Here is a 23,732-nt window from a genome sequence, read left to right on the forward strand (position 1 = left end):
AGCCGGGCAGGAAGCCGGGCAAGAACGAACGCCTGCGGGGCACCCGACACACATGACGCCGTCCGACCCGCATCAACTGCCAGAGCGTTCCCCGGAAACCCGCACCAACTGCCAGAGCGTCCACCGGACCCCCGCGGGAGCGTTCGCCGTCGAACCCGCATCAACTGTCAGAGCGTTCCCCGGAAACCCGCATCAACTGCCAGAGCGTCCCCCGGGAACCCGCATCAACTGCCAGAGGGTCCCCCGGGAACCCGCATCAACTGCCAGAGGGTCCCCCGGAAACCCGCATCAACTGCCAGAGCGTTCCCCGGAAACCCACAGGAAGTGAGAGAGCGTCCGCTGTGGGCGCAATTCCCCGGGAAAAGCTCGGAAATCCGGTGATTTAAGTCAAAAAGTCGCGGAAACACGCGGAATTTGCGGACCTCGCGGGCCCAAGCTGGTAAGTTTTCGAACAGTGGCTTGCACGCATGCCGCGTTCAGGCTCCAGAAATCGTGACCGTCCAGGAGGACATCAATGGCTAAGAACCGTAGTGAACTTGTTTCAGAGGTAGCAGGCAAGGCCGGCACCAGCCAGGCAGCCGTCAACTCCGTCCTCGATGCACTGTTCGAGGTTTTCGAGACGTCCGTCGCCGCCGGCGAGAAGATCACCATCCCGGGCTGGCTTGCAGTCGAGCGCACCGACCGTGCAGCTCGCACCGGCCGTAACCCGCAGACGGGCGAGACCATCCAGATCGCAGCAGGCCACAGCGTCAAGCTGACCGCCGGCTCCAAGCTGAAGGCTGCGGTCGCCAAGAAGAAGTAGTCTTCTTCAGCACCAGCTCAAGGAGCGGCAACCTTCGGGTTGCCGCTCCTTTGCTTTGTCCGCGTGCCTTGTCCGCGCGAAGGCCGATTCGCCGCCTTGCCGCGGGTAGCGGACAATGGATAGGTGCCTTCTGCAGCAAAGTCCCGACCCACAGCACCCCAACCGGCCCCTGGCAGGGGCGCTACGACGCTGGGCTCCGGTGCTGTGGGGGTTTCCCGGCCCTGGCAGCTTCTGGGGCTCGCAGCCCTGCTCCTGGGACTCGCTGCAGCACTCCTTTTCTCCGGCGCCGCAGCAGCCCGTGCGGTTTCCGACCCCGGAGCGCTGGCCCGCTGGGGATTGCCGATCAGCAAGGCCATCCACAATGTGTCCCTGGCAACGGTCATCGGCGGGCTGATCTTCGCCGTCGGGATCCTCCCCAGGACCTCCGGTCCACGGTCCCGGACCAATGATGCGGACGCCCCCGAGCATCCGGCCTTTGCAAGGGCCCTGGCCATAGCCGCCGCGGCCGGTGCCGTCTGGACGCTGTCGGCGATCGCCGTGCTGGTCCTTACCTACTCCGACGTCGCAGGCCAGGGACTATCCGGGGACGCAGAATTCACCCGGGCCCTGGTGTACTTCATGACCGACATCGCTACCGGCCGGGCGTGGCTGGCGGTAACGGTCATCGCGGCCGTGGTGACCACCGCGCTGTTCGGCGTCAGATCCCTCGGCGGTCTGGCGCTCACCCTGGTCCTGGCGCTGGCGGGCCTGGTTCCTGCCGCCCTGATCGGGCACTCGTCGAGCTCGTCTGACCACTCTGCGGCCGTCAACTCCCTGGGCCTGCACCTGGTAGGCGTCAGTGTCTGGGTAGGCGGCATCATCCTGCTGGCGCTGCTGTCGGGCATCCTGACGGGACCGAAACCGGGCACGGGCACAGACATCACCGAAGCGACCCTGCGGCGGTTCTCGGCCCTGGCCGGTTTTGCCTTTGCACTGGTTTTTGCCTCAGGCGTCGTCAACGCAAGCATCCGCGTCACCAACTGGACCGATCTCTTTGGGTCTCCCTACGGCCAGCTCATCGTGGCCAAGGCGGCCGCAACCGTGGTCCTCGGCGGTATTGGCCTGATGCACCGGCAGTGGGTTATCCCGCAGCTGGGCCGTAAAGGCTCGGCACTGTCCTCGCGCCGCGTGCTGTGGCAGCTGGTTATCGCGGAACTCCTGATCATGGGGGCCACCTCGGGCGTCGCCGTCGCCCTGAGCCGTTCGGCGCCGCCCGAGCCCACCACCTTCGCGCCTGACGCATCGCCGGCATTCATCCTCACCGGCTACGAATTGCCGCCCGAACTGACCCCGGAGCGCTGGCTGACGGAGTGGCGCCTCGACTGGCTCTGGGTGGCAGTGGTGCTGTTCGCGTTGGTCGCCTACTTCCTCGGCGTGGTCAAGGTCCTCCGGCGCGGGGACAAGTGGCCGTGGTTCCGCTCCGTGAACTGGGTGGTCGGCCTCCTGGTGCTGACCTACATCACCTCCGGGCCGCCGACGGTCTACGGCATGGTGCTGTTCTCCGCCCACATGGTGGGTCATATGGCATTGACGATGGTGGCGCCCCTCTTCCTTGTGCTTGGCGCGCCGGTGACTCTGGCCCTGCGGGCCCTGCCCGCCCGTGCTGACGGCTCCAGGGGACTGCGTGAGTGGGTGCTGGTTTTTGTCCACTCAAAGTTCTCGCAACTGGTCACGCACCCCCTGTTTGCTGCGGCAAACTTTGCGGGCTCCATTGTGCTGTTTTACTTCTCGGACGCGTTCGGCTTCGCGATGCGGGAACATGTGGGCCACGAGCTGATGAACCTCCACTTCCTGCTTACCGGCTACATCTTCGTGCTGAGCATGATCGGCACGGATCCGTTGCCCCGCCGCGCCCCCTACCCCATGCGCCTGCTCCTCCTGCTGGCCACCATGGCCTTCCACGCCTTCTTCGGCGTCACGATCATGGGCGGCACCAGCCTGTTGGCCGCGGACTACTTCGGCAACCTCGGGCGCCCCTGGGGGCCGTCCGCCCTCCTGGACCAGCAACTGGGTGGTGCCGTGACGTGGGGCATCGGCGAAGTCCCCACCCTGCTGGTGGCTATCGGGGTCGCCATCATGTGGTCCCGCTCTGATGAACGGGAGACGCGCCGCACGGATCGGGCAGCGGACAGGAATAACGACGCCGATCTCACCGCTTACAACGATATGTTTGCCAAATTGGCCGAACGCGACGCCAGATTGGCTGAACGCAACAAGCTGGAAGGACGCTGATGAGCGAAACCGTACGCACCCAACTCCGGGTCCGCGCCTCCGAACTGGTGGGCCGTAACTGGCTCAACACCGGCGGGAAGTCCCTGGACCTCGAGGCCCTGCGCGGCAAGATTGTGCTTCTCGACTTTTGGACTTTTTGCTGCATCAACTGCCTGCATGTCCTCGATGAGCTGCGCCCGCTCGAAGCGAAGTATTCCGACGTCCTGGTCACCGTGGGTGTGCACTCGCCCAAGTTCGAGCACGAGGCAGATCCAGTAGCCCTTGCCGCTGCGGTGGAGCGCTACGAGATCCGCCACCCGGTCCTCGACGATCCCGAGTTGGATACCTGGAAGGCCTACACAGCGCGCGCCTGGCCCACCCTGGTGGTCATCGACCCCGAGGGGTACATCGTGGCCCACCTGTCCGGCGAAGGCCACGCCGACGGCCTGGCCGTGCTCATTCCCGAGCTGATCGCCGAGCACGAGGCCAAGGGCACGCTCCACCGCGGCTCCGGCCCCTACGTGGCACCGGAAGCCACCTCGGGTACGCTGCGCTTCCCGGGCAAGGCGCTGTTCCTCCCGGCCGGGCGGGGCGCCTCCGAGACGGGCAGCTCCGACACGGGCACGCCTGACGCCGGGACGTCCGACGCCGGCACCTGGCTCGTGACCGATACCGGCCACCACCGTCTCGTGGAGCTGGGCACCGACTTCCAAACGGTGCTTCGCACCTACGGCTCGGGCACCAAAGGCTACGCCGACGGCCCCGCCGCGGACACCGACTCCGTCGAGCCGACCGCCCGGTTCAACGAACCTCAGGGCCTTGTGCTGCTTCCGGAAGAAGTGGCAGCGACGGCGGGCTACGACGTCGTGATTGCCGATTCCGTCAACCACCGCCTGCGCGGGCTGTCGCTCTCAAACGGAGCAGCCACGACGATCGCCGGCAACGGCGTCCAGCGGCTCCTGGAGACGGGCCCTGCACGCGTGGATGAAGACGCCGCAGGCTTCACGGGCCAGCTCAGCGGGCACCCGCTGGAGGTCTCGCTCAGTTCGCCGTGGGACGTTGTCTGGTCCACCAAGCTCAATGCCGTGGTGGTGGCCATGGCCGGCACCCACCAGATCTTCAGCTTCGACCCGCTGACCGGCGCTGTGGCCATCGTGGCCGGCAACGGACTGGAAGGGCTCCTGGATGGCAAGGCCCATGAGGCATGGTTCGCCCAGCCGTCCGGCCTTGCCGAGGACGCCGACGGGAACATCTGGGTGGCGGATTCGGAAACCTCCGCCCTCCGCAAGCTGGCAATCGCCGACGACGGCACGGTCACCGTTGAAACCGCTGTCGGCAAGGGTCTGTTCGATTTCGGTTTCCGGGACGGTGAGGCGGCCGAGGCGCGGCTGCAGCATCCCCTGGGCGTCACTGTCCTGCCGGACGGCTCGGTGGCCATCGCGGACACGTACAACGGCGCCGTACGCCGCTACGACCCCGCGGCCGGCAAGGTCTCCACGCTCGCGCGGGGCCTCTCCGAACCCTCCGACGTGATTGTGGACCACACACAGGCGGCCGGCTCTGAACCGCTCCTGGTGGTGGTGGAGGCCAACAAGCACCAGTTGGTGTACGTGCCGATCCCCAAGGAGGCGCAGCAGGTGGATGAGGGTGCGTCGCAGACCCAGCGGCCCAAGAGCCCCGTGGCACCCGGCCTGCTGGACCTGACTGTGCGCTTCACCGCGCCCACGGGCCAGAAGCTCGACGACCGTTGGGGCGACCCCACCCAGCTGAAGATCTCCTCCACGCCGCCGGAGCTTTTGGTGACCGGCGGGGGCACCTCTGTGGGTCTGCTCCGGACGCTGGAGCTGGCCTCGGGAATCGCGGAAGGCGTCCTGCACATCACCGCCCGCGCCGCGGCCTGCGATGGCCCCGAGAACGAGGACGGCGAGATTCCGGACCACGCCGCCTGCCACCTGTACCAGCAGGACTGGGGCATCCCCGTGCTCCTGACGGACGACGGCGACACCGAGCTGGTCCTGGACCTGCGCGGCATGGACTGATCGCCGCTCTGGTTTTTCCCGGTTGCTGAAGTGGCCCGGTTTTCAACCCTCGATGGTTGGAAATCGGGCCACTTCTGTCAGTGACGTCGCCAAAAGCGGGCCAGTGCGGATGCGCATCTTGTCCACATAGACCGCCTCGAGCCTGCTACCAGTCCCGAACGAACGACACCGTGGTTTTATGGACCCAACGGAGATCCTCAGGTCAGCCGGCGGAGTGCTGCTGACGCGGGATGTGCTGGCAGCAGGTGCAACCGAAGCTGGCCTTCGCAGAGCGGTCCGGACCGGTGAAGTGGTCCGCCTGGAGCGTAGGAGCTAGTAGCTCAGGAGCGGGGTGACCTTGATGGTGTCACCGTCGACGTCCAGGCGGGTAGTGAAGCTGAAGTCCACCTCTTCGCTCAGCGGGAACCAGGCGCCGGTAAAGGAGCTCTGCTGGACAGCCTCCACCTTGGCCTTGCCATCAAGGGGAGCAACCACCCAGCGGCCGCCGAAAGGCTCGATGGAGATTTCCGGGTACTCCGTGATGGTCCATTTGATGGTGCCATCGTCCACGTTGTTGGTGCTGGAGAAATAGAAGGGGCAGTCGGGCTGCAGCCGCTGCTGTTTCACGGCCTCGGCGGCACAGCCGTCGAGGAACTCCTTCACTCGCTGGCCCACGTCCTTCCGCAGCTGGTCGGTGGCCTCGGTCAAGAGGTTCAGCGGGGCCGCCGGCGCATCGCGGGAGGTGACGGTGGCGCGGGTGGCCGGGGCGGCGAAGTACTCACCGTTGAGGGAGGCCTCGTATTCGCCGGGGTAGAAAACGGCAAAGGAGTTCCGGCCGGCCGGCATGTTCACCGGGACGCCGTTGACGGTGGCTTCGCTGGCGTTCACTACCGTGATGCCCAGGGTGGGCAGCCGCGATGGCATAAAGGCCCAGGTCTTAAAGAACAGCCATTCCGTGCCCGTCTGCTCGAGCAGGAAGTCGGTACGCAGCCGGCTGCCGTCGATCGTGTACTGCACCGGCACCATCACCTGGTTGCCGGAGCGCTCCTCCGGTTCGCCGATGGTGACGTTCGCCAGGCGCGAGGCAGCCGTCTTCAAAGCCGTCCCGTCAAGCATGGCGGCATTGCTGGGCGGCACGGTGGCCCGCAGCAGCCCCAGAGCCTTGCCGCCGTCGCCCTCCTGCAGCGCGGCCAGGTATTCGCGGACCGGCTGCTGAGGGCTGGCCACGGTATTGTTCACCACGTTCACGCCAACGATGGAAGCAGCCACGGCAAGCATGAGGCCCAGCAGCCATCCGGCCGCTGTCCTCACCAACGCTTGACTCATCTGCACGCCCCTTACGTTACCTGCAACCCCGCTGAACACTGGAGCTGGGGCGGCCGGAAGTGGGGGAGCGCAGAGGCTTTCCTCACGGCCGACGGCGGGCATACAGCGGGTGGCATCGTCCGGTTTTGCCTAACGGCGGCGCCGGGACGAAGTACCGAACACGCCGCGGAGCAGCTCGCGGCCGAGCTGCGTGCCCATGGACCGGACCATGCTCTTGAGCCCGCCACCCAACGCTCCGCCGAGGGCGCCGGCGAGTTCGCCCGCGATCCCGCCGCCCGCCGGTGCCGCCGGTTCGGGGGCGCGCTGTGCCCGGGACGGGGCGGGACCCGAGGCGCGCTCCGGAACGGGACGGCTGCTGGGCCGGCCCAGGATCTCCTCTTCGATCCGGCGGGCCTCCGCGTCGACATCGGTCCGGCTGCCACCTGCCTGGCCTGCGCCGCCGGGAGCGGGCGGCTCGCCCGGGGCTGCACCGCCGGTGGGGGCGGCGCCCCTGCCGGTGAGTTTTTCATAGGCGGAGATGTTGTCCACGGCGGTCCCGTACTTGGCGAGCAGCGCGGACCCGGCCACGGTGCTCCCGATGAGGTCATCCGCGCTGGGACCCATGACGGACTCCGGGGCGCGCAGCCGGGTGAGGGCAACCGGCGTCGGGGCACCTTTTTCGTTCATGACGGTGATGACTGCTTCGCCGATCCCCGCGGACGTGAGGGTCTCTTCGAGGTCGTAGTCGCTGACCGGGAACGTGGAAACGGTGGCTTTCAGGGCCTTGGCATCCTCCGGGGTGAAGGCGCGGAGGGCATGCTGAACCCGGTTGGCCAGCTGGCCCAGGACGTCCGCCGGAACGTCCTTGGGGGTCTGGGTGACGAAGAAGATGCCCACACCCTTGGAACGGATCAGCCGGACGGTGGTGGTGATGGCGTTCAGGAAGGCCTTGGAAGCGCCGTTGAAGAGCAGGTGGGCCTCATCCAGGAAAAACACGAGCTTGGGCTTGTCCAGGTCGCCGGCCTCAGGCAGGTCTTCGAACAGGTCAGCCAGCAGCCACATCAGGAACGTCGAGAACAGCATCGGTTTGGTCTGCAGCGTGGGGAGTTCCAGGCAGGTCACCACGCCGCGGCCGTCCGGAGCAGTCCGAAGCAGCTCGGCGGTATCGAACTCCGGCTCGCCGAAGAACTTCTCCAGGCCCTGCGCCTCCAGGTTCACCAGTTCGCGCAGGATGACGCCGGCGGTGGCCTTGGACAGGCCGCCCAGATCCTCCAGCTCGTCCTTGCCTTCGTCCGAGGTCAGGAACTGGATGACGGCGCGGAGGTCCTTCAGGTCGATCAGTTCGAGGTTGTTTTTGTCCGCAAAGTGGAAGACCAGCTGCAGGCTGGATTCCTGGGTGTCGTTCAGTTCCATCACGCGTGAGAGCAGGATGGGGCCAAACGAGGTGATGGTGGCGCGGACCGGAATGCCGTTGCCGTCGCCGCCCAGGGCAAGGAACTCCACCGGATAGGTCTTGCCGGCCCAGGCCTGGCCGATGCTGTCAGTGCGTGCCTTCAGTTTCTCGCTGCCGGCCGCGGCCGTTGCCAGCCCGGAAAGGTCGCCCTTGATGTCCGCCAGGAAAACGGGGACGCCGGCCGCGGACAGCTGCTCCGCCATCATGTGCAGCGTGACGGTCTTGCCGGTGCCGGTGGCGCCGGCCACCAGGCCGTGCCTGTTCATCATGGACAGCGGCAGCCGGACCTGGGCTTCCTTGTGAAGTTCGCCGTCGACAATGGCGGCACCCAGCTCGATGGTGGCACCCTCCAGCGTGTAGCCCTTCTGGATGGTGGCAAGCTTTTCTGCAGTGGTTTTGTTGGCCATGCCGCTAGCTTAGTTGGCGGATGCCTTCACAGGCGGTGCAGCCGTGCGGCTTTTCAGCTCGGCGTGAGGGCCGGCATGGTCCGCGTGCTCAAGCACCCGCGACACCGTGTAGCCGATGACCAGGCCCCAGAACGCCGGATGGATGTTGAAGAGGCTCATGCCGGACATGGTCACCACGAACGTCACCAGGGAGCCCAGGGTGAAGGTCGTGGCGAAGGCGGTCACAAAGGCCTGCTGGAGAGCCCGCAGCATCGCAATGCCGCCCAGGGCAAGGATGAATTCCGTGGGCGTGGCGAGCATGAGCCGGGTGAGGGCGGGAGCCAGGAGGGCGCAGGCGACGGCCAGGACGCCGAACACCACGGCAGCAGTGTACTGGCGCTGCCGGGTTCCCGAGGACGTCATGAGGGCGTTGGTAGGGCCGGTCACGCACGCCGAGACAGCGCCGCAGCCTGCATTGAGCAACGAAAAGGCGCCCGAAACGATGGCGAAGACGTTGACCGGCGGATTGTGGCCGGCGGCACGGAGAACGGCGATGCCCTGGCCGTTCTGAACGAACAGCACGGTGAGGGCCAGGGGAACAACAAGCTCAAGCTGGGCAGCCCACGTGAACTCAGGAAGGGTGAAAACCGGGGTGGCCAGAATCGGCCCGCCCGCTTTGAACGAGAATTGACCACTTGCCGCCACGGCGAGGCAACCCACCGCAAGGGTGCCGAGCACCGGCGGCAGGAACCGGCCAAGGGCGGGCACCGCAGTGAGGACCAGGAATGCGACCACCATGGGGGCGGCCACCACGGGGTTCGCCTGGGTCGAGGAGACGATGTCCGTGCCGAATTTCAGGAATACGGCGGCCACCATGGACATGACAATGGGCATCGGCACCACTGCCATGATTCGCCGCACCACTCCGGTGGCACCCAGCGCGAGGACGAGCACTCCGGACGTGAAGAAGGCGCCCACCACTTCCGCAAAGGACAAGTGCTGCAGGGACGGACCCAGGAGCACCGTCCCGGGAATGGACCAGGCGAAGCCCAGCGGCTGTCGATACAGGAGCGACATGACCAGCGTGGCTGCGCCGCCCGAAAAAAGGATGCCAAATACCCAGGACGCCAGCTGGTCTTCGGTCAGTCCTCCCGCCGCTCCCACGGCCAGGGTGACGGCTATCGGCCCGGAGGCGGAGAAGATGAGGCCGATCACCCCGTTGGAAACATAAGGCAGGCCCAGGTCGCGGAAGACCTGGCGCACGCCTGCGGGGCGAACACCCGGGCGTTCCAGCAAAGGCTGGGGTACCTGAGCCGCAACAGGTCCTGCATGGGGGATGGCGGGTGGATCCTGGCGGGATGGCTGCATTCTGGCTCCTGGGAAACGGGTGCAAAAAATACAGGCACCCCGGAGCTTGCACTCCGGGGCGCCTTCTGTGCCGGGCTGCGGCGCCGGCACTTTATGTGCAGTGCGTTTTACTTGTGCTGGCCCTCTTTGGCGAGGACGTAGTCGTAGACCACTTCTTCGCCGGCGACGCCGTCGGTGCGCGGCTTGGGGTCCAGCATGAGCTCAGGCTTGACTGCCGAGGCGATGTCGTCCTCGTTGTGCGGGTCACCGGGGAAGTACAGCTGCTGGGTGACGGGCTGGAAGCCGGGCGCGGAGACCTTAATGTGGATGTGCGCCGGGCGCCATGCGTGCCAGCCCGCCGCGCTGATCAGCTGCCCGCAAGCCCCGTCCGTGGGAATCTGGTAGGGCGCCGGGCGCATCGTGTTGATGACGAAGCGGCCGTCGTCGTCCGCCTTGACCGTGGCCCGGAAAAGCCAGTCAGGCAGGCCCGGTGCGTACTGGGAGTAGAACCCGGCGCTGTCCGCGTGCCAGATCTCAACCTGGGCGTTCTGGATCGGGTTACCGTCCGTATCGGTAAAGCGGCCGCTGAGGTGCAGCGGCGTGCCCTCCTCGCCCTCACGCATCTCCACAGTGGCCGGGGTTGGGAGAACCGGGGAGCCCGGCACGTAGTACGGGCCCTCGATGGTGCTCTTGGTACCGGGGCGGTCCTGGGAGTTGACGTCCTCCACACTGTGCTCCAGCCATACGTCGAGGAACAGCGGCCATTCACCGTCAGTTCCCACCTTGATGAGCCAGGCTTTGAGTGCGTTGTATTCCTCGTACGTGACCTGGTGTTCGACGACGATGTCGTTGGCGGCCTTGATGAGTGCCCCCGCCAGCAGGCTCACTCTTTCCTTCGGCACATCCAGGTTTGCGAGCTTGCCTGAGGCGGCGAAGCGTTCGGTGGCCTTGGAGCCGGCTTCGACTGCAGTGCCCTCGTCCTCGTGGCGGGTGTCTGCTTGGGTCTCGGTCATGGTGATGTCCATACTCCTCTTTGAATAGGGGACAGGAACTGCTCCTGAACCCGGTGCGAACAGGTGGGGGCAGGATCTGAACCTGTCGCGACGCAGCTCGCGTGATGACCGTCTCATCGTAGGCCTGAAATAAGGACGCTACAAATATCGATTCTGCCTGTTTTCTGTCATGAAGCAGACATAAAGCCACCCTTGGCCGAACCTAGGTGTTTACCTGATGTGAGAGCGATCACGGTAGGGAAGACTGGCGTGACAACGTCCCCCTGGGCATCGCGGGTTGGCCCGGACCTCCCGCTCATCCGTCCAGCACCCTCCAACGAAGGAGCACGCCATGACCGAGAACCTGGCCCATGTCCGCGAGGTCCTTGCCGACGCCGTGATCGACGACCGTGAGAACGGCGTCATCCGTGCCAAGCGCGAAATTTTCACCGATGAAGAGATCTTCGAACTGGAGATGAAGCACATCTTCGAAGGCAACTGGGTTTATCTCGCCCACGAATCCCAGATCCCCAACGTGGGGGACTACTTCACCACCAACATCGGCCGCACGCCCGTGATGATCACCCGGGACAAGGACGAAAACCTTAACTGCCTCGTCAACGCCTGCTCCCACCGGGGCGCCATGCTGTGCCGCCGCAAGACGGACAACCGCACCACTTTCACGTGCCCGTTCCACGGCTGGACGTTCAAGAACTCCGGCGAGCTGCTGAAGGTTAAGGACTCGCGAAACGCGGGGTACCCGGAGACCTTCAACAAGGAGGGCTCCCACGACCTCACCAAAGTGGCCCGCTTCGAGTCCTACCGCGGCTTCCTCTTTGGTTCCTTGAAGGCTGACGTGCTCCCGCTCGAAGAGCACCTGGGTGATGCCACCAAGGTGATCGACTCGATCGTGGACCAGTCCCCGGAGGGACTCGAGGTGCTGCGCGGGGCGTCCACGTACACCTACGACGGCAACTGGAAGGTGCAGGCTGAGAACGGCGCAGACGGCTACCACGTCACCGCAGTGCACTGGAACTATGCGGCCACCACGGCCCGCCGCACCGCCGGGGACTCCGCCAACAAGACCAAGGCCATGGACGCGGGCAAGTGGGGCAAGGTCAAGGGCGGCTTCTACTCCTACGACCACGGACACCTGCTGCTGTGGCAGGAATGGACCAACCCGGAGGACCGCCCGCTGTGGGACCGCCGCGAGGAGCTCGTCGCGAAGTATGGCGAGGAGATGGCCAACTTCATGATCAACATCTCGCGGAACCTCTGCCTGTACCCGAATGTCTACATCATGGACCAGTTCTCCTCGCAGATCCGCCATTTCCGGCCCATCTCCGCGGACCAGACCGAGGTGACCATCTACTGCATCGCACCCAAGGGCGAATCGCAGGAGAACCGGTCCAAGCGGATCCGCCAGTATGAGGACTTCTTCAACGCCACCGGCATGGCCACTCCCGATGACCTCGAGGAGTTCCGGTCCTGCAACAAGACCTACTGGGCCACCGCTGCGCCCTGGAACGACATGACCCGCGGGTCCACCCACGAGATCGCAGGCCCCGACGAGCAGGCCCGGGCGCTGGGCATGACCAAGGTCATCGCGTCCGGGGTGCGCACCGAGGACGAGGGGCTCTACCCCGTTCAGCACGGGTACTGGAAGGAAGTCATGGACCGGGCTCTGGCGGAAGCGGAGACTTCCGCGCTGGACGCCGTTCCAGTCACAGCCTGACCCAGTCCACGTGGAACCAGAGAGAGTGCAGAACCCATGACCAACCTGACAATTCCCGCTGCGGCGCTCAAGAGCGCCGAGGAGATCGCCACCCTCGAAACCGTCCGCGCCTTCCTGTACAAGGAGGCCCGCCTGCTGGATGACCGCCAGTTCGATGAGTGGCTTCAGTGCTACCACCCGGACTCCGAGTTCTGGATGCCCGCATGGGACGTCGATGACCGGCTGACCGGGGACCCGCAGAACGAGATCTCGCTCATTTACTACGACAACCGCGGCGGCATTGAGGACCGTGTCTTCCGGATCAAGACGGACCGGTCCTCGGCCACGTCCCTCCCGGAGCCCCGCACCGGGCACAACATCACCGACGTCGAAATCATGGCGCACGACGGCGACCAGGTGAAAGTGCGCTTCAACTGGTTCACCCTGTACTTCCGCTACAACACCACGGACACGTACTTCGGGACCAGCCACTACACGATCGACCTCGCCGGCAGCGAGCCGGTCATCATGAAAAAGAAGGTTGTCCTCAAGAACGACTACATCCACCACGTCGTGGACGTCTACATGATCTGACGGCCCTGCCGGTGCCCGGCATTTGCCCGGCACCGGCCTTGGCCGTTTCAAAACCCGTGCCCGCAGGGCACATCCGCACTACCCCGGGTCGCATGGACGCGCCCCAGCCAGGAGGAAACCATGGGCCACAAAGTAGCCCTCAGCTTTGAGGACGGCGTCACCAAGGTCATCAAGGTCGGCGATTACGAGACCGTGATGGACGCCGCGTACAAGGCACGCATCAACATTCCGTCGGACTGCCGGGACGGGGCGTGCGGCACATGCAAGGCCTTCTGCGATTCCGGCTCCTTCGATCCGGGCGACTACATTGACGACGCGATGACGGAGGAGGAACTCGAAAAGGGGTACCTGCTCACCTGCCAGGCGGTTCCGGAGTCGGATCTGGCCATTCAAATTCCTGCCACGTCGGAATCCGCGAAGACCTCGGCCACCACCTTCACGTCCACCATGACGGAGCTCAACAAGCATTCGGACACAACAGTTTCCTTCACCCTCGAGGCGGAAAACCGGGACGCTTTGGCCTTCCTCCCCGGCCAGTACGTCAACATCAAGGTCCCCGGCACCGACGCGGAGCGCTCCTATTCGTTCAGCAGCGGCCCCGAGGTGCAGGATGCGTCGTTCATGGTGCGGGTGACGCCGCAGGGCGCGATGTCCGAATACCTGCGGGACAGGGCGGCGGTGGGCGACACCATCGAGTTCACGGGTCCGTACGGCTCGTTCTTCCTGCGCGAGCCCAAGCGGCCCCTGCTCCTCCTGGCAGGCGGGACCGGCCTGGCCCCGCTCCTGTCCATCCTCGAAAAGCTCTCCGAGAACCCGCCGGCGGTCCCGGTCCACCTGATCTACGGCCTGACCCGCGAGGCGGACATCGTCGGCCTGGACTGGCTGCGCGAGTATGAGGCGAAGCTGCCTGCCTTCACCTGGGATTACATTGCCTCCGAACCGGAGACGTCCGCCCCGCACACGGGCTATGTCACCCAGATCATTGAGCCAAAGCACCTGAACGACGGCGACGTCGACATTTACCTGTGCGGCCCGCCTCCCATGGTCAACGCCGTGTCGAAGTGGCTGGATTCCGAGGGCATCAAGCCCGCCAACTTCTACTTCGAGCGGTTTGCCCCGAAGGAAACCACCGGGGGCGACGCCGAGACAGGCGCCCCGGCGCCCGCAGAGAAGATCCAGGCCGAAGGCGACACGATGAGCCGCAGCGAGGCGGTCTCTTCCCTGGAGACCGGACGGCTGGATTTCCGCAAGGAGGACAGCTTCGCCCAGCTGGATGCGCGCATGGGCCTGGAGCTCGCGGTGAGCGAACTGATGCTGGGCCGCCTCAGCGAGGAGCAGCTGCACCAGTTCCGCCGGCTCGCCGAGGCCACCACCGGCTCAGTGGCTGCCGGCACCATCCGGGAACCGGATGAGTTCGCGCGGACCAACGAGGAGTTCCACGAATACCTCTTCGTGGTCTGCGACAACCCCATGCTGCTTGAGTCCTACCGCCGGCTCGACGTCCACGCGCAGATGGCCGCGGCCCTCGAGGCGGGAACCCCCATCTTCGAGCGGGTCACCCAGGACCACCTTGATGTCGTTGACGCCTTTGAGCGCCAGGACAAGGCGCGGGTGCGGGAGGTCATCATGGCCCACGCACACGGTGCCAAAGAAACCATGGCCGGAGCGATCGACGCCAAGGCGGGCCACCGATGACGCGGCCGTATGCGGGACAGTTCGTCACTCCCGGCCGGTACGCCGGCAAGGTAGCCCTGGTGACCGGCTCCGCCCAGGGCATTGGCCGGAAGGTGGCCGAGCGCATCGGTGCCGAGGGCGGCGCCGTCGTCCTCGTAGACCGGGCCGAGCTGGTCCATGAGGTGGCGCAAGGGATCCAGGCGGCCGCGCAGGCTTCCGGTTCAGGAGGCTCGGCCACCGCGGCGACCGCAGATCTTGAGACCTTCGCAGGAGCGCAGCAGGCCGTGGAAGCGGCGCTGGCCGCCCACGGCCGGGTGGACGTCCTGGTTAACAATGTTGGCGGCACCATCTGGGCGCGCCCGTATGAAGAGTACGACGAGGACAAGATCGAGAAGGAGATCCGCCGCTCGCTCTTCCCCACCCTCTGGACCTGCCGGGCCGTGCTGCCGGCCATGCTGGAGCAGGGTTCAGGCACCATCGTCAACGTTTCCTCCGTGGCCACCCGCGGCATGCATCGCGTGCCTTACGCGGCGGCGAAGGGCGGTGTCAACGCGCTGACCCAGTCCCTGGCGATGGAGGTGGGCGGGCGCGGAATCCGCGTGGTGGCGGCAGCCCCCGGCGGCACCGAGGCGCCGCCCCGCAGGGTCAAACGCGGGCCCGAGGCCGACTCCGCGACGGAAAAGGCCTGGTACCAGGTGATCGTTGACCAGACCGTGGACTCGTCCTTTATGAAGCGCTACGGGACCTTGGACGAGCAGGCCGCACCCATCGTGTTCCTCGGATCGGACGAAGCGTCCTACGTAACCGGCAGCATCCTTCCGGTCGCCGGCGGGGACCTGGGCTGAGGACACCGTGATGGATGGCCGCCGCCGGGTCCGGCTGGCCGGCTCCGGTAGAGTTGCGGCCATGACGGCGGCCTCCATACACGGTGAAATGGCGGAGGACTTACCGCTTGTGGGCCGGTCGGGGGTCTTCGAGGAACTGCTGGGGATTTTCCGGACCGTCCGCAAGGGCAAGGTGGGTGCCGTGGTGATCTCCGGCCCGTCCGGGTCCGGGAAGACCGCGGTCCTGGAGTTCTTTCTTGAGCACTGCCGCACCGGCGCCCGTGGTGTCCGGGTGCTGTCCGCCATGGGCGATGAGTGGGAGGCGCAGTTTCCCCTCGCCGGCTACTCCCAGCTCATGCTCACGTTGCCGCTGCGTTCGGCAAAGGATTACGACGGCGGCCCGGCCCTGCCCGCGGGCCCCGTCGCGGCCCTCACTCCCGACCAGGTTGTTAATTACGCTTCCACCCTCAGTACCCACCTGGAAGGACTGCAGTCCCACGGCAGCGTGGTTGTCGCCGTGGATGACGTCCACAAGCTCGACGTGGAGAGCCTGCGCATCCTCACCTTCGTCATGCGCCGGCTGCACGGAAAACGGATTCTGTTCGTGCTCACCCTCAACCCCGACGACGCTTTGCGCGTCCCCACCGGAGCGCTGGATTTCCTGACGGGCCACCAGGTTGTCACTATCCCGCTGGATCCGCTCACCCCGCAGCAGGTGCAGGATCTCGCCAGACGGATGCTCGGCGTCGATCTGAGTGCGACGGCGGCCCACGGCCTGGTCCGGCACACCCGGGGGCTTGCACAACCGATCGTGGAGCTGCTCCATGAGCTGCCCGCGGAAACCTGGCAGACGTGGTTTCCCTCCCTCCCTCCGACGTCCCGGGTGCGCGCCCGGGTGCGCAGTGTCCTGGCCGCGGCGTCCCCGGCGCTGGTCGCCGTCGCGGAGGCCGCGTCAGTGCTCGGGAGCACCGCAAACATGGCAGAGGTTTCCGTGGTCAGCGGCATGGGGTCCGTCATGGCGGCACTCGATGAAGGACACCGCGCCGGGCTGCTGGGGCTGACCGTTGACCAGGCCCGTTCCGCCGTCGTGTTCTCAGAACCAGGCACCGCGGAGGCCGTCTACGAACAGATCGTTCCCAGCCGGCGCATTGCACTTCATCGGCTGGCCGCCGAAGCGGTGCAGCCCGAGGGCGAACGGCTGGGCCACCGCGTCTCCGCCACCCCCGGCGCGGACGAGGCCCTGGCGGAGGAGCTGGAGGAATTCGCCCGGCGCCAGGCCCGGGTAGGGGCGTGGCAGGACGCCTCGACAGCCCTGTTCTCCGCGTCCCGCCTTTCCCTGGACATCCGTTCCCGGAACGACAGGCTCCTCAGGGCCGTGGATGCCCTGGTGGGTTCCGGCAACATCGCCCAGGCCCAGATGTGGACTGCGGCGGTGGACGCCCTGCCGCCGTCGCCGCTTCGCTCCTCCGTCCTGGGCTACCTCTCCACCGCGTCGGGACAGAACGACAGCGCCCAGACGCAGTTGGAGATGGCCTGGCGCACCTCCAACCCGCAGCGTGATCCGGCCGCCGCCGCGCAGGTGGCCCAGCGCTTCGTCCTGCACGGGGTAGCGTCCTGGGACGGCCCGATGATTACCACCTGGGCCGAACGGGCCATGGAACTTACGCAGCCGGAAACGCCCGCCCACATTGAATCAGAAGCCATCTACGGCCTGGGCCTGTATGCGCAGGGCCGGGTTTCGGAGGCGGAGGCCTCCTATCACCGGGCCTTCGAACATGCTGCCGAGAACGCCCAGAAACAGCGGGTCCAGATGGGCGCGGGCTGGCTGGCGCTGCGCCTTGACAACGTAGAGACGGCGCTGGTGAACTTCGAGTCCGCGGCTCCCACTGAATACCGCGGCGGCTCGATGCGCATTTCGCTCTGGGCCGAGGCCTGGTTGGCGCGCACCCACCTGGTGCTCGGCAATTGGGATGCCGCGGCCGCCACCGTGGCGCGCGCATCCGTGCGCCTCGAGACCTCGCGAATGCCGCTGATCCGCCCGCTGCTCTACTGGACTGCGGCGGAACTCTGGTCCATGCGGGGGGACTGGGAGCGGGCCCGGTACTACGTTTCCCAGGCCGCAGTGCAGCCCGGAACATACCGCGCCATGCAGGTGCCGGCGAGCCTCGCCCGTGCCCGCTTCCACGAGGCGAGGGCGGACTATGAAGGCGCTTTGGCTGTCCTGCAGCCGCTGACCGAGCTGGACCCGTGGACCGAGCACCGTGTGTCCTTCTGGCCCTGGCAGGACACCTACGTCAACGCCCTTGTCATGACCGACCAGCTCGACGCCGCCGACTCATTCCTCACAGCGTTCGAGCGTGTGCCGCGGGAACGGCAAATACCCTCGGATATGGCGCGGATGGCCTGGGCGAGGGGCCGGCTCGTGGCCGCGCAGGGAGACCCGGACACTGCCAGGGAACATTTTGAGGCGTCGCTGGGCCACCTCAGGGGGCTCAACCGGCCCTACCTGCGGGCACGGATTAGCTTTGCCTTCGGCCAGAGCATGCGCCGGGCGGGCAAGCGGCGCCTGGCGTCAACCGTCCTGCGCGCAGCCCGCGACTTATACGACACCCTGGGGGCGGCCACCTACGTGGAACGGTGCGACCGGGAGCTCAAGGCAACAGGGCTCGACGTCGGTAACGTGCCGGACCCTGCCGACCCGGTGCTCACCGCCGTCAGCAACCACCATCTCCAGCTCACAGCGCAGGAACGCGCAGTGGCCGAACTGGTCGCGGGCGGTGCCACCAACAAGGAGGCGGCCCGGGCGCTGTTCCTTGCGGAGAAGACCGTGCAGTACCACCTGACCCGGCTTTACCGGAAAATGGGAATCCGCTCCCGCAGCGAGCTCGCAGCCGTGTTCCGGGCCAGGGACTGACGCCGGAACACGGCCGGCCGGGGCGCTAGCGCCGCTGCCTACTTGACGTCTGAGGGGTGCTTCGCGAGCGGCACCACCGAGATGTCCATGTAGGGGAACAGCGGCAGGTTCTGCAGGATCTCGTGGAGTTCGTCGTTCGAATCGACGTCGAAGATTGAGTAGTTGGCGTATTCGCCCACCACGCGCCAGATTTCCGGCCACTTGCCGGCGCGCTGCAGCTCCTGCGAATAGGCCTTCTCCGTGGCCTTGATCTCCGCGGCTTCGTGGGCGGGCAGGTCGGCGGGCAGGTTTACGTCCATGTGGACCAGGTACTTCATGAATGTCCTTTCGGTAAAGGGGTGGCTATCGGAAAGCGGTGCCTAGCGGTCTGAGCGGTAGAGGGCGAGCTTGTCTTCGTCAACAGCGGTACCCACGCCGGGGCCCTCAGGAACACGGATGCGTCCGCCGGTGATGGCCAACGGCTCAGCCAGCAGGTCGTCGGCCATGTCCAGGTAATTGGAAAGTTCCGCTGCACGTTTGGCGGTGTGGGCGAAGGCGGCGCCGAAGGTCACCGAGGCTGCCGTGCCGACCTGGGTGTCGATCTGGTTGCCGATGTAAACGTCGATGCCCATGCCCTCGGCCATCCCGACGATTTTGGCCGCCTCCGTGAAGCCGGACCGTGCCGTCTTCACGGCCAGGAGGTTGGCGCCGCCGGTGAGGATTTCCCGTGCGGCCTCACCGAGGTTGGCGGCAGATTCGTCTGCGGCGATGGGAATGGGGGAGTTCGTCACCAGGCGGCGTCGGCCCAGGACCTCGCGGGCGTCGTCGGGCTCTTCCAGGAACTGCAGGCCCAGATCCGCCGTGCGGCGAAGCACCTCGGCTGCCTCGTTGGCTGACCAGCCACGGTTGGCGTCCATGTAGAGCTCGGCGTCCTCGCCCAGGCCCTCCCGCAATACCCGGGCGGCCTCGACGTCGAGATGGAGGGGACGGCGGCCGGTCTTGAGCTTGAACGTGTTGATGCCGTACGTCTCGCGGAACTCCAGGGCCAAGGCCAGCAGTTCCTCGGCGGGCTTGAAGCCGAGCATGTGGGAGACGCGTAGCGAGTCCGTGTACCCGCCCAGCAGTTTTGTCACCGGCTGACCGAGAGTCTTGCCGATGATGTCCCAGAGGGCGATGTCCACGGCCCCCTTGGCGGTCTGGTTGTGCACCGTCCGGTACAGGACCGCTTGGACCTTCTCGCGGTCAAAAATGTCGACGCCGATCAGCTGCGGAGCAAAAATGTCCTCCACCACTGCAACGATCGACTTCTGCGTCTCGCCGTAGGTATAGGGGCGCGGCGGGGTGTCGGCGGTGCCCACCACACCGTCATCCGTGCGAAGCCTGATAAGCACGTGGTCTGCCTCGTGCACGGAACCGGACGCGAAGTGCAGCGGATGAAGGTACGGGATCGAGTAGGGAATCGCCTCAATGGCTGCGATCTTCATGCGTGGGTAAGCCTTTCATCAATGGGAAACGGCGCAGGGCCGGGGGCGGGGGCCGGCGGCGTGGCTCCCGCAGTTGCGGTCACCACGACCTCCAGAAAGTTGTGCAGCAGCGCGGAGTGATCCCCCCGCACCCAGGCGACAGCGAGCTCCACGTCGGGGACGTTTTCTATTTGCCGGTAGGCCACCCCCTCGAGCTGGAAGGCCTGCACGCTGGACGGCATGACCGCCACCCCGCCACCTGCGGCCACGAACGCCAGCATCGTCGAGGTCTCCCCAACCACCTGGGTGATGCGTGGCTGGAAACCCGCCTGGCGGCACAGGTCTGCGGTGGTGCGGTAAAGCACGGACTCGGGTCCGTAGGCGATGAAGTCCTGGTCCTGCAGTTCGTGCATTGCCACAGGCCGGTCCACGGCCAGGGCGCTGAATGAGGGAAGCGCGACAACGAGCGGCTCCCGGGTGACAGTCCGGTAGTCGATGTCTTGCGAGGCGACCGGCGGCCGCAGCAACGCTGCGTCCAGGGAACCGTCCCGGAGCCCCGCTTCCATGGATGGCGTGAGCATTTCGCCATGCAGCGCAAGGGACAGGCCCGGCAGGACCTGTTTCGCAAGGCGGGCGATTTGGGGCATAACGCCGTACGTTGCAGACCCTGAGAAGCCGACCCGCAGGACGCCGGTGGCGCCCCTGCCCACCTGATAGACATCGGCCTGAAGGGTGGCGACGTCGTTGACGATCTGCCGTCCGCGGTCCAGCAGGAGTTGACCGGCCGCTGTGAGGTCAACCCTGCGGGTGGTCCGGTTGAGCAACTTAACGCCAAGCTGGTCTTCCAGCTGGCGGATCTGCTGCGAGAGAGGGGGCTGGGCCATATGCAGGCGCCTGGCGGCGCGGCCGAAGTGCCTCTCCTCGGCAACCGCAATGAAATAGTTCAGCTGGCGGATGTCCAAGGTGGTCCCGTCCTTCCGCTAATCGGCCCCATGCTGTCCTGGGCTCATGATTGATTCAAAGAATAACCATAATAAGCCCTACTAGGATAATTCGCAGACGTAATATGCCGGAACGGCTGGGCGGGCTACCTGGGCTGCCCGGCCGGCATGCTCGGTTCTGCCCTGCCTTCGGCGAGCTCCTCGACTTTGTGCTCGGCCTCCTCCAGCTTCCGCTGGCGGGGCACCAGGACGGTGACCAGGGCGCCGACCAGGGCCACGGCCCCGTAGAGGTAGAAGGCCGTGGATCCGCCGATGCCGGCGGCGGCCAGCCATCCGCCGATGATCGGACCGAGTACCCCGCCCAGCCGTCCCACGCTTGCGCACCATGCCACGCCCGCGGCCCGGGCGTTGGTGGTGAAGTAGTTGGACTGGAATCCGTAGATCAGTACCTGGGTTCCCAGTGTTCCCACGCCGGCGAGGGCGATAAAGGCAAAAAGCAGCGGCAGCGGAAAGCTGAAGGTCATAAGCGCCAGGGAAATGGTTGCCAGTGCGAAGGTGGTCGCGATGACCCGCTGCGGGCCGCTCTTGTCGGCGAGGCGGGACGCGAGCAGACCGCCCGCCACCGCGCCGAGGTTCAGTGCCAGCGGGAAGAACAGGGAGTACGTCCGCCCGTAGCCGTAGCCCTCCATGATTTTGGGCAGCCACGTGTTGAGGCCGTACGTCAGCAGAAGTCCGCAGAAGGACATCAGGCCCAGCAGGATGGCTGCCACGGCGAACTGGCGGGAAAATACGGCGGCAAAGCCCGATTTCTGCGGCGCGGCGCCAGCCAGCAGGATGACCTGTTCTTCGATGAGCGGGACGCCGGTACGCTGTGCGGCGGCGAGGGCCTCCTCTTCACGGCCCCGGGACAGCAGCCACCGCGGTGATTCGGGGAGCTTGCGCCAGGCAATGGGCAGGAGAATGACCAGCGGCAGGGAGCCGATGATGAACAGCCCGCGCCAGCCGATGCTGTCGAGGAAAAGGATGCCCAGGATGGAGGCCAGGACACCGCCGGCAGGGATACCCGAATACACAATTGCGTTGTAGAACTGCCGCCTTCCCGCGGGTGCGAATTCAGCCATGGTGGCGCCGGCGCTGGCGATAACTATGCCCAGACCGAGTCCGGTCGCAAACCGGAGGGCACCGAAGGCAGGGACGCTGGTGGCGAAGGCGGTGGCGAACATGCCGACGGAGAACCAGGCTATGCCCAGGAGCATCAGCCGGCGGCGGCCGAAGAAGTCGCCGATGGCGCCGCAAACCAGTGAGCCGACAAGTACCCCGATGAGGGCCCAGGATCCGAGGAGGCCGGCGGTGACTGCATCAAATGCTCCGATCTGGCCCGGGTCGGCGAGCAGTCCTGGCAGGACGGTGCCGTAAATGACGAGATCGTAGCCGTCAAACAGGAGGGCTGTGCAGATGATGAAGGCCACCCAGTTGGCAGTGCGCGCCTCCTTTTGTGGATTTTCGGCTATGACGGCATGCGGTTGTGACATGGTGCCCAAGTCCTCTCTGACTCAAGTGGAGGCTTGCGGCGCCGGGACAATCCGAGGGCCGTCCTCCGAGTGCTATCAGCCTGACAGAGGTGTGACGCGCGACATACGAGGGGAATGCCCGGCTTTCCGCCCGGGGGGTATTCATATGCTGGTGATCTCAAAGGGCCACTTTTGGGAGGTGCGTCCCCGGCATTGCTGCCCGTCTCAGTCGAGACGATCTGGATATGGACGGCGAGGCCGGAACGGTGGTTTGATAACTGGCTCGTGGGTAGGCTGGCCAAATGATCAACCCTGCACGCCTTTACTCGGACCTGTCCCGCCTCGGCAGGGAAACGGACATGTTCCTGGCCACCGTTGAGTCCCTTGCCGACGACGAGATGACCGTTCCCTCGCTGTGCGAGGGATGGAGCCGGGCCGACGTTATTGCGCACGTCGCATCCAGCGGCCGCGCCCTGCTGAACCTCATCGACTGGGCAACCTCCGGCGCGGAACGTCCCCTGTACGCCTCAGGCGAGGCCCGCTCCCGGGAGATCGCTGCCTTGGCGGCCCTGCCGCGGGAGGAACTCATTGAGGCAGTGCGGGAGTCCGCGCGGAACTTTGCCGAGCAGGCACAGCGGCTCAGCGGAGAACTCGCGGCCACGGAGGTGCAGGTAGGTGGCAAGGCGGTCCCCGCCACATCCATCGTGGCGCTCCGGATTGCCGAGGTGGTGGTGCATCACCATGATCTGGACACAGCCTGGACCATCGAGGAGGCCGATCCGGATTCGCTGCTGAACGCCCTCGAAGCCGTGGTGCGCTCCCTGCGCGCCAAGGGCGCCCCCGGTATGACGCTGGTGACCGAAGAGCGTGACGAGTGGGTGATCGGCGACGGCGGATTGCGCGTGGTGTCCGACCGCGAGGGCCTGCTGCAGTGGCTGGCACGCGGGGACGCCGAACATATTGATGCTGACGGCCCGGTGCCGGCACTACCGACCTGGTGAGGGCGGCGCCGGCAGATTCTTGGTGAATGCCAGGGCCCCGATGAGTTCGGGATCCTGGTCCAGGTCGAACTGTGCCTCGTAGCCCGTGGTGAGGTACAGGTGTTTGGCTTCCGGCTGCCGTGGACCGGTGGTCAGATAGACGCGCCGGTAGCCCCGCCGGGCGGCCAGCGACTCCAACTCTGCCAGCACCAGGCGCGCAAGCCCGCGGCGGCGGTGTGCCGAGTGGGTCCAGATCCGTTTGAACTCCGCTGTGTCCGCGTCGTACCGGCGGAAGGCGCCACCCGCCACGGACTCGCCGTTCTCCTGGATCACCAGCAGCGCACCGCCCCGCCCCTCGAACTCCGACGCCGGGTAGCGGTTGAGTTCCTCGGCCGCGGCACCGCGGCCAAAACGGTCGCCGTAGCGGGAGTCGTACTCCACAGCCAGCTCGTCCAGGAGCGGGCGGACCCGCGGATCGTGCATGGGCAGGAGCAGGACCGCCAGTGCCGCGGGATTAAGTGCCGCGGGGTTAAGTGCCGCGGGGCCGGGCAGCGCCCGCTGCAGCGTCCCGGGACTGACGGTGTT

The 23,732-nt window shown here is 66.2% G+C and carries 19 protein-coding genes; 10 read left to right on the forward strand and 9 right to left on the reverse strand.

Annotated elements, in window-relative coordinates; genetic code table 11:
• Window positions 1-514 precede the first annotated feature (514 nt).
• The 4 genes from IAQ70_RS16150 (at window position 515) to IAQ70_RS22805 (ending at window position 5,407) form a co-directional block, all read left to right on the forward strand.
• Complete coding sequence (locus IAQ70_RS16150; protein ID WP_056341443.1) at window positions 515-802, forward strand: HU family DNA-binding protein; 288 nt, start codon at window positions 515-517, stop codon at window positions 800-802.
• Between the two features lie 123 nt (window positions 803-925).
• Window positions 926-3,073 (forward strand): cytochrome c oxidase assembly protein, encoded by a 2,148-nt coding sequence (locus IAQ70_RS16155; RefSeq protein WP_190990345.1) that lies wholly within the window; start codon window positions 926-928, stop codon window positions 3,071-3,073.
• Window positions 3,073-5,091, forward strand: a complete 2,019-nt coding sequence (locus tag IAQ70_RS16160; RefSeq protein ID WP_190990346.1) for an NHL domain-containing thioredoxin family protein — start codon at window positions 3,073-3,075, stop codon at window positions 5,089-5,091. The genes IAQ70_RS16155 and IAQ70_RS16160 overlap by 1 nt, the downstream gene beginning before the upstream one ends.
• 178 nt (window positions 5,092-5,269) lie before the next feature.
• Window positions 5,270-5,407, forward strand: a complete 138-nt coding sequence (locus tag IAQ70_RS22805; RefSeq protein WP_223860186.1) for a type IV toxin-antitoxin system AbiEi family antitoxin domain-containing protein — start codon at window positions 5,270-5,272, stop codon at window positions 5,405-5,407.
• Here IAQ70_RS22805 and IAQ70_RS16165 read toward each other — a convergent pair.
• From IAQ70_RS16165 to catA, 4 genes are all read right to left on the reverse strand, one after another.
• Window positions 5,404-6,396, reverse strand: coding sequence for a hypothetical protein (locus IAQ70_RS16165; RefSeq protein ID WP_190990347.1), 993 nt, complete (start codon window positions 6,394-6,396; stop codon window positions 5,404-5,406). The genes IAQ70_RS22805 and IAQ70_RS16165 overlap by 4 nt on opposite strands.
• A gap of 129 nt (window positions 6,397-6,525) precedes the next feature.
• A complete protein-coding gene (locus tag IAQ70_RS16170; RefSeq protein WP_190990348.1) occupies window positions 6,526-8,235 on the reverse strand; it encodes a helicase HerA-like domain-containing protein in 1,710 nt (569 codons plus the stop codon).
• 9 nt (window positions 8,236-8,244) lie between these two features.
• Window positions 8,245-9,582 (reverse strand): benzoate/H(+) symporter BenE family transporter, encoded by a 1,338-nt coding sequence (locus IAQ70_RS16175; protein ID WP_190990349.1) that lies wholly within the window; start codon window positions 9,580-9,582, stop codon window positions 8,245-8,247.
• Between the two features lie 107 nt (window positions 9,583-9,689).
• Window positions 9,690-10,586, reverse strand: coding sequence for a catechol 1,2-dioxygenase (catA, locus tag IAQ70_RS16180; RefSeq protein ID WP_190990350.1), 897 nt, complete (start codon window positions 10,584-10,586; stop codon window positions 9,690-9,692).
• 319 nt (window positions 10,587-10,905) lie between these two features.
• On the opposite strand from catA, the gene benA reads away from it, so the two are divergent.
• The 5 genes from benA to IAQ70_RS16205 all read left to right on the forward strand — a co-directional run bounded on the left by benA (window position 10,906) and on the right by IAQ70_RS16205 (window position 18,273).
• A complete protein-coding gene (gene benA / locus IAQ70_RS16185) occupies window positions 10,906-12,288 on the forward strand; it encodes a benzoate 1,2-dioxygenase large subunit (RefSeq protein ID WP_190990351.1) in 1,383 nt (460 codons plus the stop codon).
• Window positions 12,289-12,324: 36 nt separating this feature from the next.
• Window positions 12,325-12,861 (forward strand): benzoate 1,2-dioxygenase small subunit, encoded by a 537-nt coding sequence (gene benB / locus IAQ70_RS16190; protein ID WP_190990352.1) that lies wholly within the window; start codon window positions 12,325-12,327, stop codon window positions 12,859-12,861.
• 120 nt (window positions 12,862-12,981) lie between these two features.
• Window positions 12,982-14,556, forward strand: a complete 1,575-nt coding sequence (benC, locus tag IAQ70_RS16195; protein ID WP_190990353.1) for a benzoate 1,2-dioxygenase electron transfer component BenC — start codon at window positions 12,982-12,984, stop codon at window positions 14,554-14,556.
• Window positions 14,553-15,380: a 1,6-dihydroxycyclohexa-2,4-diene-1-carboxylate dehydrogenase gene (locus tag IAQ70_RS16200; RefSeq protein WP_190990354.1), complete on the forward strand. Its 828-nt coding sequence runs from the start codon at window positions 14,553-14,555 to the stop codon at window positions 15,378-15,380. The genes benC and IAQ70_RS16200 overlap by 4 nt, the downstream gene beginning before the upstream one ends.
• A 10-nt stretch (window positions 15,381-15,390) precedes the next feature.
• On the forward strand, window positions 15,391-18,273 hold the full coding sequence (locus IAQ70_RS16205) for a LuxR family transcriptional regulator (protein WP_223860188.1): 2,883 nt from the start codon (window positions 15,391-15,393) through the stop codon (window positions 18,271-18,273).
• 38 nt (window positions 18,274-18,311) lie between these two features.
• On the opposite strand, the gene catC is transcribed toward IAQ70_RS16205, so the two are convergent.
• The 4 genes from catC to IAQ70_RS16225 all read right to left on the reverse strand — a co-directional run bounded on the left by catC (window position 18,312) and on the right by IAQ70_RS16225 (window position 22,188).
• Window positions 18,312-18,590, reverse strand: coding sequence for a muconolactone Delta-isomerase (catC, locus tag IAQ70_RS16210; RefSeq protein ID WP_190990355.1), 279 nt, complete (start codon window positions 18,588-18,590; stop codon window positions 18,312-18,314).
• Between the two features lie 42 nt (window positions 18,591-18,632).
• Window positions 18,633-19,736: a mandelate racemase/muconate lactonizing enzyme family protein gene (locus tag IAQ70_RS16215; RefSeq protein WP_190990356.1), complete on the reverse strand. Its 1,104-nt coding sequence runs from the start codon at window positions 19,734-19,736 to the stop codon at window positions 18,633-18,635.
• The gene (locus IAQ70_RS16220) at window positions 19,733-20,677 is read right to left on the reverse strand and encodes a LysR substrate-binding domain-containing protein (RefSeq protein WP_190990357.1); all 945 of its coding nucleotides are present in this window, start codon (window positions 20,675-20,677) and stop codon (window positions 19,733-19,735) included. Before IAQ70_RS16220 ends, IAQ70_RS16215 begins: the two co-directional genes overlap by 4 nt.
• 125 nt (window positions 20,678-20,802) lie before the next feature.
• On the reverse strand, window positions 20,803-22,188 hold the full coding sequence (locus IAQ70_RS16225; RefSeq protein ID WP_190990358.1) for an MFS transporter: 1,386 nt from the start codon (window positions 22,186-22,188) through the stop codon (window positions 20,803-20,805).
• Window positions 22,189-22,469: 281 nt separating this feature from the next.
• Here IAQ70_RS16225 and IAQ70_RS16230 point away from each other — a divergent pair, with 281 nt between their 5' ends.
• Window positions 22,470-23,168 carry a maleylpyruvate isomerase family mycothiol-dependent enzyme gene (locus IAQ70_RS16230; RefSeq protein WP_190990359.1) on the forward strand — a complete coding sequence of 233 codons (699 nt, stop codon included), beginning with the start codon at window positions 22,470-22,472 and terminating at the stop codon, window positions 23,166-23,168.
• Here IAQ70_RS16230 and IAQ70_RS16235 read toward each other — a convergent pair.
• Window positions 23,154-23,630: a GNAT family N-acetyltransferase gene (locus tag IAQ70_RS16235; protein ID WP_223860204.1), complete on the reverse strand. Its 477-nt coding sequence runs from the start codon at window positions 23,628-23,630 to the stop codon at window positions 23,154-23,156. The two genes, IAQ70_RS16230 and IAQ70_RS16235, sit on opposite strands and share 15 nt — an antisense overlap.
• Between the last annotated feature and the right edge of the window lie 102 nt (window positions 23,631-23,732).

Origin of the sequence: Pseudarthrobacter sulfonivorans (assembly GCF_014712225.1) — a bacterium.
Lineage (GTDB): Bacteria > Actinomycetota > Actinomycetes > Actinomycetales > Micrococcaceae > Arthrobacter > Arthrobacter sulfonivorans.

What these genes read in the sequence shown, in the direction of transcription:
- IAQ70_RS16150 (WP_056341443.1), top strand. Translation starts at nt 515, where the DNA reads ATGGCTAAGAACCGTAGTGAACTTGTTTCAGAGGTAGCAGGCAAGGCC.
- IAQ70_RS16160 (WP_190990346.1), top strand. Translation starts at nt 3,073, where the DNA reads ATGAGCGAAACCGTACGCACCCAACTCCGGGTCCGCGCCTCCGAACTG.
- IAQ70_RS22805 (WP_223860186.1), top strand. Translation starts at nt 5,270, where the DNA reads ATGGACCCAACGGAGATCCTCAGGTCAGCCGGCGGAGTGCTGCTGACG.
- IAQ70_RS16165 (WP_190990347.1), bottom strand. Translation starts at nt 6,396, where the DNA reads ATGAGTCAAGCGTTGGTGAGGACAGCGGCCGGATGGCTGCTGGGCCTC.
- IAQ70_RS16170 (WP_190990348.1), bottom strand. Translation starts at nt 8,235, where the DNA reads ATGGCCAACAAAACCACTGCAGAAAAGCTTGCCACCATCCAGAAGGGC.
- IAQ70_RS16175 (WP_190990349.1), bottom strand. Translation starts at nt 9,582, where the DNA reads ATGCAGCCATCCCGCCAGGATCCACCCGCCATCCCCCATGCAGGACCT.
- catA (WP_190990350.1), bottom strand. Translation starts at nt 10,586, where the DNA reads ATGGACATCACCATGACCGAGACCCAAGCAGACACCCGCCACGAGGAC.
- benA (WP_190990351.1), top strand. Translation starts at nt 10,906, where the DNA reads ATGACCGAGAACCTGGCCCATGTCCGCGAGGTCCTTGCCGACGCCGTG.
- benB (WP_190990352.1), top strand. Translation starts at nt 12,325, where the DNA reads ATGACCAACCTGACAATTCCCGCTGCGGCGCTCAAGAGCGCCGAGGAG.
- benC (WP_190990353.1), top strand. Translation starts at nt 12,982, where the DNA reads ATGGGCCACAAAGTAGCCCTCAGCTTTGAGGACGGCGTCACCAAGGTC.
- IAQ70_RS16200 (WP_190990354.1), top strand. Translation starts at nt 14,553, where the DNA reads ATGACGCGGCCGTATGCGGGACAGTTCGTCACTCCCGGCCGGTACGCC.
- IAQ70_RS16205 (WP_223860188.1), top strand. Translation starts at nt 15,391, where the DNA reads ATGGATGGCCGCCGCCGGGTCCGGCTGGCCGGCTCCGGTAGAGTTGCG.
- catC (WP_190990355.1), bottom strand. Translation starts at nt 18,590, where the DNA reads ATGAAGTACCTGGTCCACATGGACGTAAACCTGCCCGCCGACCTGCCC.
- IAQ70_RS16215 (WP_190990356.1), bottom strand. Translation starts at nt 19,736, where the DNA reads ATGAAGATCGCAGCCATTGAGGCGATTCCCTACTCGATCCCGTACCTT.
- IAQ70_RS16225 (WP_190990358.1), bottom strand. Translation starts at nt 22,188, where the DNA reads ATGTCACAACCGCATGCCGTCATAGCCGAAAATCCACAAAAGGAGGCG.
- IAQ70_RS16230 (WP_190990359.1), top strand. Translation starts at nt 22,470, where the DNA reads ATGATCAACCCTGCACGCCTTTACTCGGACCTGTCCCGCCTCGGCAGG.
- IAQ70_RS16235 (WP_223860204.1), bottom strand. Translation starts at nt 23,630, where the DNA reads ATGCACGATCCGCGGGTCCGCCCGCTCCTGGACGAGCTGGCTGTGGAG.